The following is a 14184-nucleotide window of genomic DNA, read 5'->3' as shown; positions in this document are numbered from 1 at the left end:
TTGCATAAGAGATACGCGCCACGTCCGACCGCCCCGGAGGGGTTCTGGGTTGTAGAGTGCAACGAGCACCCCGAAAGGAACCGCCGTGGCCCAGTCAGATCGCGCGACCGACCGTGAGGCGGCCGTGGAGACCATTCAGCGCGAGCTGACCTCCTTCGCCCGGCGCGCACGGGCCACCGCCGCGCGGATGCACCCCGAGCTCTCGCTCGTCTCGTACTCGCTGCTCGCCCACCTCGACGAGCGGGGCGGCTGCCGCGCCACGGACCTGGCGGCGCACTACGCCCTCGACAAGTCGACCGTCAGCCGCCAAGTGGCCGCCCTACAGCGAGCCGGCCTGGTGATCCGACGCGTCGACCCCGACGACCACCGCGTCCAGGTCCTCCACCCGACCGAGGCCGGCGCCGACCTCCTGCGCCAGGTGACGGTCAACCGCCGCCAAATCTTCGGCGAACGCCTGGCGGACTGGCCGGAGGCGGACCTGGAGCGGTTCGCCCACTACCTGGTGCGGTACAACGCGGCACAGGAGGAGGCGGACACGTAGGCCTGAGCCCGACCCACCGCCCGCCCGTCGGGCTCAGGCGGCGACGCCGTGCCGCTGCGCCGCGTCCAGCGCCGCGATCACCGCGCCCGTCAGCGGTGCGGTCTGCGTGAAGCGTGCCGTCACCAGGGACGGCGGGAACGGCACGACCCGGTCCAGGATGCGGCGCAGCCGGGGCAGGACACGGTCGGCGGCGCGGGTCATGCCGCCGCCCGCGGCGATCGTGTCCGGGTCGAGCGCGATCGCCAGGTTGGCGAGGTGCACGCCCAGCGTGTCCAGGGCGTCGTCGACGAGGCCCGCCAACTCCCGGTCCTCCCCCGCCAGTTCGAATACCTCGGCGGTGGTGACGGCGCGGCCCAACAGCGCGGAGCCGCGGTCGGCGAGCGCGCGACCGGAGACGTACTCCTCGAGCGGGGCCCGCCCCGCGTCGGCGAGCGGGAGGTCCGCGGCACGCAGGAGCCCGGAGCCGATCTCACCCGCCGCCCCGTGGGCGCCGCGCAGCACCCGTCCGTCGACGACCGTGGCGACGGAGAGCCCGGTGCCGAGGTTCAGGAAGATGCCGCACGCCGACCCGGCGAGCGCTCCCCACCGGGCCTCGGCGAGGGCCGCGGCCTTGACGTCGGTCTCGACGGCGACCGCGTCGACGCCGAAGGCGACGCGCAGCGTTGGGGCGAGCGCGAGCCGGTCCCAGCCGGGGTTGTTCGGCGCGAGCAGGATCCGGTCGTCGAGCACGATGCCGGGCGACGCGGCGCCGACCGCGCACAGCGGGCCGTACCCGTCGGCGGTGGTGCGGGCGGTCAACTCCCGGCCCGCGTCGGCCAGTCGGCGCATGACGTCGTTCGCGCCGCGCTCGGCGAGCGTGGGCAGAGAGGCGCGGTGCAGGGTCGTGCCGTCCGGCGCCGCGGTGGCCAGGGCGATCTTGGTGCCGCCGAGATCGATCGCCAGGACGTGGTGCTGGGAGCCGCCCCCGACCGGTGGGGCGACAGTGGTGCCGGTGGTCATGCGGTGGCCCGCTCCTCGCTCGTCATGGAGGCGAACTGCTCGCGTATCTCCTTGTCGCCGAACGGCCAGATTCGTTCCTTGCGGGCCCACAGGCCGAAGGAGACGATGCCGAGCGCGACCCAGGCGAGCGACCACTCGATGGGGTGGCGGCCCGGCGCGTTGTGGTCCGCGTACACATAGATGTAGGCCCAGCCGGCGAAGGCGAGGATGCTCGGCAGCGGGTACAGCCACATCTTGTACGGGCGGCGCAGGTGCGGCTGGCGCTTGCGCAGGACGGTGAGCGCGACGCTCTGGGAGAGCGTCTGCACGAGGACCATCACCGTCGTCAGCAGCTGGATCAGGGTGCCCATGTCGGTGTGCCGGCCGATCATGAAGCCCACGGCCGTGATCACGCCCATCGTCAGCAGGCCGATCGTGGGGAAGCCGTGCCTGGGGTGCAGGCGGGCGAAGGAACGGAAGAAGACTCCGTCGCGTGCCGCGTCGAAGGGCACCCGGGATCCGGCGAGCAGCCCCGCGAACACCGAGGCGAACGCGGTGACGAGGATGAGCCCGGTGACGATCCGGGCGGGCCCCTTCCCCCAGGCCTCTTCGAGGATCACGGAGGCCATCGACCGGTAGACGGCGGAGTTCGGGTCGAGCATCCGGTGCCAGTCGACCGCGCCGAGCACGCCGATCTGGAGCACCAGATAGATGACCATGACCCCGATGATCGAGGTGACGGTGGCACGCGGCAGGGTGCGCCCCGGCCGCTTGAGCTCGCTGCCCATGTACGCGGCGGTGTTGTAGCCGAGGTAGTCGTACACGCCCACCGCGAGACCCGCGCCGAACCCGGCCCAGAACTTCCCGCCGAACACGTCGAAGGCACCGGCCGGGTACGCGAAGGCGCGCGCGGGATCGAAGTCCGAGTACGCGGCGGCGACCACCAGGACCACGGCGAGCAGCATCACGCCCCACATGATCGTGGTGAGCCGGGCGACGGAGTCGACGCGCCGCCACAGCAGCAGCACGATCAGTGCGATGAGCGCGATGCCCGCGGCGTCGCCGGAGCCCTGGCCCATCGACGGCCACAGATACCCGAGGTACTGGACGAGCCCGACGACGCCGGTGGACATGATCAGCGGGATGAAGAGGATCGCCGTCCAGACGAACAGGAACGGCATCAGCTTGCCGCTGCGGTACTGGAACGCCTCACGCAGATAGACGTACGTGCCGCCGGCGCCGGGCAGCGCCGCACCGAGTTCCGCCCAGACGAGTCCGTCGAAGAGGGCGAGCAGCGCGCCCGCGACCCAGCCGATGACGGCCTGCGGCCCGCCGAACGCGGCGACCATCAGCGGGATGGTGATGAAGGGACCGACGCCGACCATCTGGCTCATGTTCAGCGCGGTCGCCTGGAGGAGGCCGATGCGGCGCGCGAGGCCGCCGCTGGGTGGGGACGACTCGGATGACGGGGATGACGACACGGGTCTGCGCCTTTGCGGTCGGGGCGGCCTTCGCGAGGCCGCGGTCAGGGCGCGGTAAATGTAACGAGTCCTTCTTAACTAAATCAATGCCCTGGTGAACGGCCTGCAGATGACCTGGCGCACACTGCCGCATGGAAGGATGACGCTCATGCCCACGAATCCGAACAGCCTGGACACGCTGCCCCTCCAAAGGCCGATGCGCGGGCCCGGGAGCATGCGGCAGGCCAACGAGTGGGCCGTCCTGGAACTCCTGCAGCGCGGCGCTCCGCTGTCCAGCACGCAGCTGGCCGCCGACACCGGCCTGTCCCGGCCGACGGTGAACCTGGCCATGTCCCGCCTGGAAGCGGCGGGTCTGGTCCGGCAGACGGGCCTGCTCACCGGTCGCGCAGGCCGCGCCGCCCGCCTGTGGGAGCCGAACGTGGACACCGGCCGGGTGGTCGGCGTCGACGTCGGGGCGCACTGGATCCGGCTCGCCCTCGCCGACCTCGGCGGCAGCGTGATCGACCGTCGCAAGGAGGCCGCCCGCACCCACGACGCCACCGAACTCGTCCAGCAGATCGCCCACTTGGTGACGGACCTGCTGGAGGGCAACGGGGTGGCGCTCGGCGAGGTCTACAGCATCGTCATCGCCAGCCCCGGCATCTACGACCCCGGCTCGCGCCGGCTCCTGCACTCCGGCAACATCCCCGGATGGGACCGGCCCGCCGTCGTCTCCCTGCTCGCGGAGGAGCTGGGCGACCGGGTCACCTTCGAGAACGACATCGACCTGGCCGCGCTCGGCGAGCAGGCGGCCGGCGTCGGCCGGGGCGTGGACGACTTCGTGTTCCTGTCCGTCGGCACGGGCATCGGTGTCGGCTCCGTGCTCGCCGGCCGACTGCACCGCGGGGTCAGGGGCGCGGCGGGCGAGGTGGCCTACCTGCTCGTCGGCGACTCCACGACCCCCGCGGACGAGCAGCGGGAGCGCGGCATGTTCGAGAGCGCCGCCGCGGCGGACGCGCTCGTGGCGGCGGGACGGGCGGCCGGGCTCGGCGACGACTGCACCCCGGACCGGATCTTCCGGGCGGCCCGCGACGGGGACGCGGCGGCCGAGGCCGTGGTGGCGCGGGAGGTGGAGTTGATCGCGCGGGCTTTGGTGCCGGTCGTGGCGCTGCTCGACCCGCGGCTCGTGGTGCTCGGCGGCGGCGCGCTCGGCGAGCACGCGGAGCACGTCAGCGAGCGGGTCGAGCGGCGGCTCGGCGAACTCGTTCCGCTGCCGCTGCCCGACTTCGCGGCGTCCGCGACGGGCGAGGACGCGACGGTCCTGGGCGGGATCGCGCAGGCCGTGTCGATCGCGTGGCAGCGGGCCTACGCGCAGTCGCAGGCGTGACGCCGACTACTGTCGCGGCGCCCGCACCGTCCGGAACCGAGTCGTCCCGTGCAGGTGGAAGCCCAGGGACTCGTACAGGCGGATCGCGTTCGTGTTGGCCGCGCCGGTGTGCAGGAAGGGGGTTTCGTCGCGGTCCTGGACGACGGCTGCGACGGCCTTCACCAGGCGGCCCGCGAGGCCCTTGCCCCGGTGGGCCGGGTCGGTGCACACGGCGCTGATCTCGGTGTGGCCCGGCAGGTGCAGGCGCTCCCCCGCCATCGCGACGAGCGCGCCGCCCTGGCGGATTCCGAGGTACGTGCCGAGTTCGATGGTGCGGGGCGTGAACGGGCCCGGCTGGGTGCGGGCCACCAGGTCGAGCATGTCCGGGACGTCGGCGGCGGTGAGCAGGACGGCCTCCGGGTCGGGGGTCGCGTCCACCGCGTCGCCGACCATGCGTACGCCCGCGTGGTCCACCGTCGTCTCCCAGCCCTCCGGCAGTTCGATGTCGGTGCCGAGCAGCGGCAGCGTTCCGTCGGGGGCGGCGAACGCCGCCAGGTCCGCCCAGTCCGAGGGCCCCGGGTCGGGGGGCAGCGCGGTCCACGGCGTGACGGCGGTCGGGTAGCGCAGGGCCCGGCCGCTGCGCTCCGCGAAGTGCGCGTGCGGGCCGGTCAGCGCGGCGTACGCGGGGTGGTCGAGGGGGTGGAACCCGCGCTCGGTGTGCGGTGCGGGAGCCGTGGGGTCCCCGTGCGCCGCGTACGTCTGCGTCTGGGCCTGCGTCTGCGTCATCCGTCGGAACCCTCGAACCTTCTCCTGTGCCACCGCCGTCCCATCCGTTCGGGACGGCCACAAGATCAGAACCGTTCCGGGCGTCGGCGCATTCCCGGACCCCGCGGGGCGTGCCCGTGATCACGCTTGGCATCCTGGCGCGATGCCGTTCACGTCACTGACTGATCACGTCGAGTCCCTGCTCGCCGCCGAGGAGCCGCTGCCGATCGTCGCGGCGGGCGACCCGGTGCTCCGCCGCCCCGCCGAGCCCGTCGACGGTCAGCTCCCGGACGAGCTGCTCGCCCGGCTCATCGCCGCGATGCGGGTCACCATGCACGCCGCGCCCGGCGTGGGCCTCGCCGCGCCGCAGGTCGGGGTGCCGCTGCGGCTCGCCGTCATCGAGGACGCGGCGGCCGTGAGCGAGGAGGTGCGGGCCGCGCGAGGACGGGTGCCGCAGCCGTTCCGGGTACTGGTCAACCCGTCGTACGACGGCGTGGGAGCGCGCCAAGTCGCCTTCTACGAAGGGTGCTTGAGCGTGCCGGGCTACCAGGCCGTGGTCGCCCGGCACGAGCGCGTGCGGCTGCGCGCCCTCGACGAGCAAGGGCGCACGGTGGACGAGGAGTTCACGGGCTGGCCCGCGCGGATCGTGCAGCACGAGACGGACCATCTGAACGGCACCCTCTATCTGGACCGGGCCGAGCTCCGGTCCCTGTCGTCCACCCGGACTCCCGAAGCCGTGGAGCGCTGGGCGCAACCGACGCCCCAACTCGCCGCGCGGGAGCTGGAGTTCAGACTGCCGTCGTCCGACTCGTCCGACTGACCGTCAGGACAGCTTCGGCATCTCGCCCTTGGCCGCCGTCACGTCGATGACGGAGAACGCGGCGCCCTGCGGGTCCCCGACCGCCGCGAACCGCCCGAAGGGCGTGTCGATCGGCCCGAAGTGCAGCTTGCCGCCCAGGCGTTGGACGGTGGCGACCGCCGCGTCGCAGTCCTCGACGACGAAGTACACATTGACGTACGAGGGAACGTGCGGCGGGAAGTCGTCCGTCATCTGCATGCGGCCCATGACCGGCTCGCCGTTCAGTTCCCAGACGTCGAAGTCGATCTGGTCGTCGTCCATCTTCTTCACGCCGTAGCCGAAGACGGCCGGGAAGAAGGAGTCGGTCCGTGCGGCGTTGCGGGTGTTGACCTCGGCCCAGCAGTACGCGCCCGGCTCGTTGACCTTCTCGAAGCCCTCGTGTGTGTCGGGCTGCCACACGCTGAAGACGACGCCCGCGGGGTCCTGGGCGGTGACCATCGTGCCGAACGAGGCGACCTGCATCGGGTCCGTCATGAGGCTGCCGCCCGCGTCCTTGATCCGCTCGGCGACCGACGCGATGTCCGCGGTGGCGAGGTACAGGTTCCAGGCCGGGTGCACGCCCTCCGCGCCCGGCATCTGCGGCACGAGCGCCGCGACCCGCTTGCCGTCGGGCGTCCTGGCCTGCGTGTAGTTGCCGAACTCGGCGCTGCCCTCGTCGTAGGTCCAGCCGAACAGCTCCGTGTAGAAGCTCTTCGCGGCCTCCAGGTCGGGGAACATCGCGTCGGCCCAGACCGGCGCGCCTTCAGGACGAGCGGACATGAGGCGACACCCTTCCGTCGGTCGCCGGGCACGGCGCGGCCCGGCAGGTATGGGTACACGCTAGGCGCGGCGGGGCCGGGACGCGATCCGGCGGGCCCGTCAGCGGCGGATCGCCACGACCAGCCTGCACCGCGGGCTGCCGTCGGGCCGCTCGCCGAGCTCGGGCAGGGCGTGCAGCGCGACGTCGAACCCGGCGCGGTCCAGTTCCCGCCGTACGTCGCCGAGCCGGAACGGGCGGTAGTACATGACGAACGGGGGCCGCCACACGGCGTTGCGCACCCGCATCGCGGCGTCGAAGCCGAGCATCGCCCAGTAGCCCGTCGATCCGGGCCGCGACGGCGCGGGCAGCGGGAACGCGAACCGGCCGCCGGGGCGCAGCACTTGGCACACCTGGGCGAACAGCCGCGGCCACTCGCGCGGCAGGAAGTGCCCGAACGCCCCGAAGCTCACCACCAGGTCGAAGACCTCGCCGAAGGGCAGCGCGAGCGCGTCCCCGCGGACATGGTCGGCCGTCGGCTCACCGCGCCGCGCGACGTCCAGCATGCCGCCGCTGAAGTCGACGCCCACGGCCCGCCCGACGCCCGCCTCGCGCAGCACGCGCAGGCCCGCCCCGGTCCCGCAGCACAGGTCGAGCCCGGTGCCGTACGGGCCGAGCCCGGCGAGCGCGCGGCCCACCGCGTCCAGCACGACGTCCGGGGTGCGGAACGGCGTGTGGTCGAATTTCGGCGCCAGCAGGTCGTACCCCCGCTCGACCGAGGACAGCGCCTGAACGGCCAGCTCGCGGAGGGTGGGGCCCTGATCGGTGAACATGGCGGATCAGCATAGGGCGCACCGGCTCCGAAGTCGGGGCTTGCCGCGCGACGGGGGTCGGGTGGTACGGTCATGGCGGTACACGTGCTCGCCCACTTCGAGGCGCCGGTACCGAATCTCATCTCTTCAGCGCTCCCCGGCAGACGACTTTCCGTCGCCGAACAGCGCACGTCACCCCTGGTCAGCGGCTTCTGGCGGGCTCTTCACCCGTAGCCGCGACACCAGGTTTCCCCGGCCGCGGGGCGCGCTCCAGCGCCCCTGCCACTCGCCGGATCCCACCCCTTCCCTGCCCCAGGGCCCTTCTGACGGATCTTGCTGGAGTCGCGGGCCCTGGCACGCACATCTGCCGCGTTGTCGTCGGTTGCCAACGCTCCGCGTTGACGCCCTCCTCCGCCTTGCAGCTGCACGCACCAGACCCCGCTCGCGGAGCCGAATGATCCCGGCCCACCGCGTCCAGCCTGATCCGTCAGAAGGACCCTTGTACGCCTGCCGCGTCCGCGGCTCGGCCCGCGAAAGGACCTGTGATCGTCATGACCACGGCCACCACCACGAGCACCACCCCCGCCCCACCCCAAGAACCCGTCCGCGCCGCCGGCGTCCTCGACATCGGCGGGAACGAGCACGGTTTCCTGCGGGCGGCCGACCTGGAACCCACGTCGCACGACGTCCAGGTGCCCGCCCACCTCATCCGCCAACTCGGCCTGCGCAAGGGCGACTTCGTCGAGGGGACGTGCGGGAAGCCGCGCAGTCTCGCGCACGTCGAGACCGTCGGCGGCGCCCCCGCGGAGGCCACCCGCCGCCGCCCGCACTTCGCCGACCTCACCCCGCTGCACCCCAGCGAGCGCTTCCGCCTGGAGCACCCGGCCTCGGGGCTCGCGGGACGCGTCGTCGACCTGTTCACGCCGGTCGGCAAGGGGCAGCGCGGCCTGATCGTCGCCCCGCCGAAGACCGGCAAGACGGTGCTGCTGCAACAGCTCGCCGCCGCGTTCGCCGCGAACCACCCCGAGGTCCACCTCATGGTCGTGCTCGTCGACGAGCGCCCCGAAGAGGTCACCGACATGCGCCGCTCCGTGCGCGGCGAGGTCTACGCCTCGACGTTCGACCGCCCGGCGAAGGCACACATCGCGCTCGCCGAACTCGCCGTGGAGCGCGCCAAGCGCCTCACCGAGCAGGGCCGCGACGTGGTGATCCTCCTCGACTCCCTCACCCGGCTGTGCCGGGCGCACAACAACGCGGCCTCCACCAGCGGCCGCACCCTGTCGGGCGGTGTCGACGCGGCCGCCCTGCACGGCCCGAAGCGCTTCTTCGGCGCGGCCCGCGACGCCGAGGAGGCCGGATCGCTGACCATCCTCGCCACCGCCCTCGTCGACACCGGCTCCCGCGCCGACGACTACTACTTCGAGGAGCTCAAGAGCACCGGCAACATGGAGCTGCGCCTCGACCGCGTCCTCGCGCAGCGCCGCGTCCACCCGGCCGTCGAGCTCACCCCCTCCGGCACCCGCCGCGATGAACTCCTGCTGCCAGCACCCGAGTTGACCGTCGTACGCGGACTGCGGCGCGCCCTGCAGAGCAGGGACCCGGCCGCTTCCTACGAGGCGCTGCTCGACAAGCTGCGCCAGACCCCGGACAACGCCGCGTTCCTGCGCCAGGCGCACTCCACGGTGCCCACCGCCTGACCCCGCCCCGTATGCGTAATACTCGACACATGAACGCGAGCATTACGCGCCGCGGAGGGACCCCGGCGGTCACCGTCCGGCGGGCCACCGCCCGGGGCGCCCGGCGCCTCACCCGCCTCGTGCGCGGCTCCGGCGCCTACCGGGACCCGTACGCCTCCATGGTCGCGGGCTATCGGGTGGGCCCCGACTACATCGAGGCGCACCATGTCTACGTGGCCGTGGATCCGGCCGACGAGCGGGTGCTCGGCTTCTACGCGCTGCTGACCGTGCCGCCGGAGCTGGACCTGATGTTCGTCGCGGACGAGGCGCAGGGCCGGGGCATCGGGCGCCTCCTCGTCGACCACATGCGGGCGCAGGCGCAGGCCGCGGGCCTCGACCACGTCCGCGTCGTCTCGCACCCGCCCGCCGAGGGCTTCTACCGCAGCATGGGCGCGCACCGCACCGGCACGGTCCCCGCGCGCCCGCCGGCCGTCGCCTGGGACCGGCCCGAACTCGAATTCCCCATTCCCCCGGCCGCCTGAGGGGTTCCGCCCTTGCCCGGCAGGCCGCACACTCGGGGGCGTCGGAATGCGGCAAGGAGGCCACATTGGGCAGCAGTCAGGCACGCGCCGAGGCGTTCGACGTGATCGTGGAGATCCCGCAGGGCTCACGGAACAAATACGAGATGGACCACGAACTCGGGCGGATCCGGCTCGACCGGATGCTGTTCACGTCGACGCAGTACCCCGCGGACTACGGCTACATCCCCGGCACGCTCGGCGGCGACGGGGACCCGCTGGACGCCCTCGTCCTGACCGGCGACGCGACGTTCCCCGGCTGCGCCATCGAGTGCCGGGCGATCGGCATGTTCGTGATGAGCGATGAGAAGGGCCCGGACGAGAAGGTCCTGTGCGTTCCCGCGCACGACCCGCGGCACGACGCGACCCGGGACATCGAGGACATCCCCGAGTTCGACCGCCTGGAGATCACGCACTTCTTCGAGGTCTACAAGGATCTCGAACCGGGCAAGTCGGTCGACGGCTCCCACTGGGAGGGCCGGGACAAGGCCTACGAGGAGATCCACCGGGCCCGCGAACGCGCGTCCGGGTAGGTAGTAGGGTGGTCGGGCCGTGGTGCTCGGGAAGACCGGTGACGGCCCCTCAGGGGCCCATTCCGGAGCGGCCCTCGCCACTGTGATCGGGTTTCGGACCGCGCGTCTTTCGAGTCACGCGCCCGGAGCCCGCCGTTCCATCCTGTACGCCACTGGTGGCCGTCGGCCGCTGGGAAGGCCGGAGCGGCGGGCACACCCGTAAGCCAGGAGACCGGCCGCGGCATCTCACGAAGTGATCCACGAGGTGCTGGAGCGTGATCGACGCATGACCCTGCCCGGGAACTCCCCGACCCCTGCCCCGAACTCCCCTTCCCCTGCTTTCCGTTGGCGCCGCGAGGACACGCTGCGCACGGCCGGCCTGATCGCGGTGATCGCCGCGCTGCACGTCGTCGCGTTCGGCGTGCTGTTCCTGCTCGTCGTCCCCGAGCACTACGAAGTGGGCAACAAAGCCTTCGGTATCGGCCTCGGCATCACGGCGTACACGCTCGGCATGCGGCACGCCTTCGACGCCGACCACATCGCGGCCATCGACAACACCACCCGCAAGCTGATGGCGGACGGCAAGCGGCCCGTCTCGGTCGGGTTCTGGTTCGCGCTCGGCCACTCCAGCGTGGTGGTCGCGATGGCGGCGCTCGTCGCGGGCGGCGCGGCGCTCGCCGGCACCCTGATGAACGACGACTCCCGCACCCACCAGGCGCTCGGCATCGTCGGCACGACCGTTTCCGGCACGTTCCTGTACCTCATCGCCGCGCTCAACCTCGTGGCCCTGATGGGCATTCTGAAGGTCTTCAAGGCGATGCGCGCGGGCTCCTACGACGAGCGGAAGCTCGAGCAGCACCTGGATTCCCGCGGGTTCATGAACCGGATCCTCGGCCGCTTCACCAAGTCGATCACCCGGCCGGGGCAGATGTTCCCGCTGGGCTTCCTCTTCGGGCTCGGCTTCGACACCGCGACCGAGGTGACCTTGATGGTGATGGCGGGCAGCGGCGCCGCCGCGGGCCTGCCCTGGTACGCGATCCTGTGCCTGCCGCTGCTGTTCGCCGCGGGCATGAGCCTGTTCGACACGCTCGACGGCACGTTCATGAACTTCGCCTACCAGTGGGCGTTCTCGAACCCGGTGCGCAAGGTGTTCTACAACCTCACCATCACCGGCCTGTCCATCGCGGTCGCGTTCTTCATCGGCACGATCGAGCTCGTCGGCGTCCTGCACGACAAGCTCGACCTGAGCGACGCGGTCACCGGCTGGATCGCCGGTCTCGACCTCGACAACGTCGGGTACGTGATCGTGGGCCTGTTCGTGGTCGTGTGGGTGGCGGCGATCGCCTACTGGCGCCTGGCGAGGGTCGAGCAGCGGTGGTCGGCGCGGTTGGCCGACGCCGGATAAATCGGTTGCCGGGGTGCGCGGCGCGCTGCTGCACTGATCTCGGTGCGGCACATGCCGCGCGCCCCGACCGTGAGGACCGATCCATGCGCTCTGCAGTCCAGTTCCTTCCGAGGGCCACCGCGAATCTCGCCGTGGCATCCCCTTCCCTCAAGGACACGACTGCCAGTGGCATTGCTGAATCTGGGCGTTCTCGCGCATGTGGACGCCGGTAAGACCAGTCTGACCGAGCGGCTCCTGCACACGGCCGGGGTGATCGACGAGCTGGGCCGTGTCGACGACGGGAGCACCCGCACCGACTCCCTCGACCTGGAGCGGCGGCGCGGCATCACCATCAAGTCGGCCGTGGTGTCGTTCCCGGTCGGCGACGCGAGCGTCAACCTCGTGGACACACCCGGCCATCCCGACTTCATCGCCGAGGTCGAGCGGGTGCTCGGGGTGCTCGACGGGGCGGTGCTCGTCGTCTCGGCCGTCGAGGGCGTGCAGGCGCAGACCCGCGTCCTGATGCGGACGCTGCGCCGACTGCGCATCCCCACCGTGGTGTTCGTGAACAAGGTCGACCGCCGGGGCGCCCGCGAGGCCGGCCTCCTCGACGACCTGCGGCGCAAACTCGCGCCCGGCATGGTCCCGATGAACACGGTGACGCACGGCCTCGGCGGCCGGGACGCGCTCTGTGTCCCGTACGCCGATGACGACACCGCCCATCGCGCCCGCCTGGTCGACGTGCTCTCCGCCCGCGACGACGCGCTGCTCGAGGCGTACGTCAAGGACGAGGAGTCGGTCACGTACGGCTGGCTGCGGGACGCGCTCGCCGAGCAGACGGCGCGTACCGGGGCGCATCCCGTGTACTTCGGCTCGGCGATGACCGGCGCGGGGATCGACGCGCTCGTGGACGGCATCACACGACTGCTGCCTCCGGCCGAGTCAGAACCCCAACTCCCGCTGTCTGCCCGCGTGTTCAAGGTGGACCGCGGTCCGGCCGGCGAGAAGATCGCGTACGCCCGCGTGTTCACGGGGACGCTGCGCGTGCGCGAGCGGCTCGCGCTGCCCGGTGGCGCGGAGGACCGGGTGACGTCGGTGCGCGTCTTCGCGGACGGGGCGGACGCACCGCGTACGGAGGTGGGTCCCGGACAGGTGGCGCGGCTGTGGGGACTCGGCGGCGTACGCGTCGGGGACGATCTCGGCGAGCCGCAGGCCCCCGTCAGGGAGCACCACTTCGCTCCGCCGACCCTGGAGACGGTCGTGGAACCCGACCGGCCGGGCCTGCGCGGCGCCCTGCTCGCCGCACTCACCCAGCTCGCCGAGCAGGACCCGCTGATCGGGCTGCGGCAGGACGACATCCGCCGGGAGATCTTCCTCTCGCTCTACGGAGAGGTGCAGAAGGAGGTCGTGCAGGCCACGCTCGCCGAGGAGTTCCGGCTCGACGTGACGTTCCGGGAGTCGACGCCGCTGTGCGTCGAGCGGCCGACGGGCTCCGGCGAGGCGGTGGAGTCGATGAAGGGCGAGGACAACCCGTTCCTGGCGACCATCGGCCTGCGCGTCGATCCGGCGCCGGTCGGCTCGGGTGTCGCGTTCCGCCTCGGGATCGAGCTCGGCTCCCTCCCTCTGGCGTTCATCAAGGCCATCGAGGAGACCGTGCACAGGACGCTGCGCCAGGGGCTGCTCGGCTGGCAGGTCACCGACTGCACGGTGACGCTCACGCGCTCCGGCTACGCGCCGCGGCAGAGTCACGCGCACGCCGTCTTCGACAAGTCGATGTCGAGCACGGCGGGCGACTTCCGCGGCCTCACCCCGCTGGTCCTGATGAGCGCACTCGCGCGCGCCGGCACGGCGGTGTGCGAGCCGATGCACCGCTTCCGCCTGGACATCCCGGCCGATCTGTACGGGGCGGTGCTGCCGGTGATCACCCGGCTGCGGGCCGTGCCGACGGGGCAGCGCACGGACGGCGGGGCGTGGACCACGGTCGACGGGCTGATCCCCGCGGCCCGGGTGCGCGCCCTGGAGCAGCAACTGCCGTCCCTCACCCGGGGCGAGGGGGTCCTGGAGGCCTCCTTCGACCATTACGCCCCGGTCCGCGCGGACCCGCCGCACCGCTCCCGCACGGACCACGACCCGCTGCACCGCAAGGAGTACCTGCTGCGGGTGGTGCGCGGGGCGGGGGCGCGGACGGGGTGAGGGCCGTGGGCCGGCGTCGATCCGGGGACGGTTGAATCCGGGCCGTTCGGCCCACCGGGAGGGGCCCCTTGGCCCCGTCCGCGGTGCGGGCGCGCGCTGAGATGCTGCGGTATCGAGCCTCCCGTGCCCGCGCTCTCCCGCCGCGCGGCACGGTCGAGGCCGAGCCCGGGCCCGCCGTTCGCAGCTGGGGGAGTCGCGAATGGCGGGCCCGTCCGTGCCGCCGCCCGGGACGGGCCGCTCCGACTTCGCACTCGTGTCCGCCGCGCCGCTGTGGCAACTCGCGCGCAAAACGGCCCAATCGGAGCGATAAAGTGGTTCGTCAAC

Annotated in this window: 13 protein-coding genes and 1 riboswitch; of the genes, 8 read left to right on the top strand and 5 right to left on the bottom strand. The window is 72.3% G+C overall.

Annotated elements, in window-relative coordinates:
* Positions 1-85: 85 nt before the first annotated feature.
* Positions 86-541 (top strand): MarR family winged helix-turn-helix transcriptional regulator, encoded by a 456-nt coding sequence (locus tag ACP4E5_RS39345; RefSeq protein WP_425837832.1) that lies wholly within the window; start codon positions 86-88, stop codon positions 539-541.
* 33 nt (positions 542-574) lie between these two features.
* Here the strand turns inward: ACP4E5_RS39345 and ACP4E5_RS39340 are convergent, their stop codons facing one another.
* The gene (locus ACP4E5_RS39340) at positions 575-1540 is read right to left on the bottom strand and encodes an ROK family protein (protein ID WP_425837829.1); all 966 of its coding nucleotides are present in this window, start codon (positions 1538-1540) and stop codon (positions 575-577) included.
* Positions 1537-3000, bottom strand: a complete 1464-nt coding sequence (locus tag ACP4E5_RS39335) for an APC family permease (protein ID WP_425837826.1) — start codon at positions 2998-3000, stop codon at positions 1537-1539. The genes ACP4E5_RS39340 and ACP4E5_RS39335 overlap by 4 nt, the downstream gene beginning before the upstream one ends.
* A 148-nt stretch (positions 3001-3148) precedes the next feature.
* Between ACP4E5_RS39335 and ACP4E5_RS39330 the strand changes: the two genes are divergently transcribed.
* On the top strand, positions 3149-4366 hold the full coding sequence (locus ACP4E5_RS39330; RefSeq protein ID WP_425837823.1) for an ROK family transcriptional regulator: 1218 nt from the start codon (positions 3149-3151) through the stop codon (positions 4364-4366).
* Positions 4367-4372: 6 nt separating this feature from the next.
* On the opposite strand, the gene ACP4E5_RS39325 is transcribed toward ACP4E5_RS39330, so the two are convergent.
* A complete protein-coding gene (locus tag ACP4E5_RS39325) occupies positions 4373-5131 on the bottom strand; it encodes a GNAT family N-acetyltransferase (protein ID WP_425837820.1) in 759 nt (252 codons plus the stop codon).
* Between the two features lie 142 nt (positions 5132-5273).
* Here ACP4E5_RS39325 and def point away from each other — a divergent pair, with 142 nt between their 5' ends.
* Positions 5274-5930, top strand: coding sequence for a peptide deformylase (gene def, locus ACP4E5_RS39320; RefSeq protein WP_425837817.1), 657 nt, complete (start codon positions 5274-5276; stop codon positions 5928-5930).
* Positions 5931-5933: 3 nt separating this feature from the next.
* Here def and ACP4E5_RS39315 read toward each other — a convergent pair whose 3' ends face one another.
* Both ACP4E5_RS39315 and ACP4E5_RS39310 read right to left on the bottom strand, forming a co-directional pair.
* On the bottom strand, positions 5934-6728 hold the full coding sequence (locus ACP4E5_RS39315; RefSeq protein WP_425837814.1) for a VOC family protein: 795 nt from the start codon (positions 6726-6728) through the stop codon (positions 5934-5936).
* Between the two features lie 99 nt (positions 6729-6827).
* Entirely contained in the window at positions 6828-7538 is a 711-nt protein-coding gene (locus tag ACP4E5_RS39310) for a class I SAM-dependent methyltransferase (protein ID WP_425837811.1), read from the bottom strand.
* A gap of 530 nt (positions 7539-8068) precedes the next feature.
* Between ACP4E5_RS39310 and rho the strand changes: the two genes are divergently transcribed.
* The 5 genes from rho (at position 8069) to ACP4E5_RS39285 (ending at position 13860) form a co-directional block, all read left to right on the top strand.
* On the top strand, positions 8069-9214 hold the full coding sequence (gene rho, locus ACP4E5_RS39305; RefSeq protein ID WP_425837808.1) for a transcription termination factor Rho: 1146 nt from the start codon (positions 8069-8071) through the stop codon (positions 9212-9214).
* A 29-nt stretch (positions 9215-9243) separates the two neighbouring features.
* The gene (locus ACP4E5_RS39300) at positions 9244-9735 is read left to right on the top strand and encodes a GNAT family N-acetyltransferase (protein WP_425837805.1); all 492 of its coding nucleotides are present in this window, start codon (positions 9244-9246) and stop codon (positions 9733-9735) included.
* Positions 9736-9800: 65 nt separating this feature from the next.
* Positions 9801-10304: an inorganic diphosphatase gene (locus tag ACP4E5_RS39295; RefSeq protein ID WP_425837803.1), complete on the top strand. Its 504-nt coding sequence runs from the start codon at positions 9801-9803 to the stop codon at positions 10302-10304.
* Positions 10305-10307: 3 nt separating this feature from the next.
* Positions 10308-10538: riboswitch (cobalamin riboswitch) on the top strand.
* A 31-nt stretch (positions 10539-10569) separates the two neighbouring features.
* Positions 10570-11688: a Nickel transporter NicT gene (gene nicT, locus ACP4E5_RS39290; RefSeq protein WP_425824901.1), complete on the top strand. Its 1119-nt coding sequence runs from the start codon at positions 10570-10572 to the stop codon at positions 11686-11688.
* A 165-nt stretch (positions 11689-11853) separates the two neighbouring features.
* On the top strand, positions 11854-13860 hold the full coding sequence (locus ACP4E5_RS39285) for a GTP-binding protein (protein ID WP_425837800.1): 2007 nt from the start codon (positions 11854-11856) through the stop codon (positions 13858-13860).
* The last annotated feature ends 324 nt before the right edge of the window (positions 13861-14184 follow it).

This window comes from Streptomyces fractus (assembly GCF_049844455.1).
Classification (GTDB): Bacteria; Actinomycetota; Actinomycetes; order Streptomycetales; family Streptomycetaceae; genus Streptomyces; species Streptomyces fractus.
The sequence above is the reverse complement of the archived record's forward strand: the minus strand, read 5'-3'. Positions and strand labels throughout refer to the sequence as shown.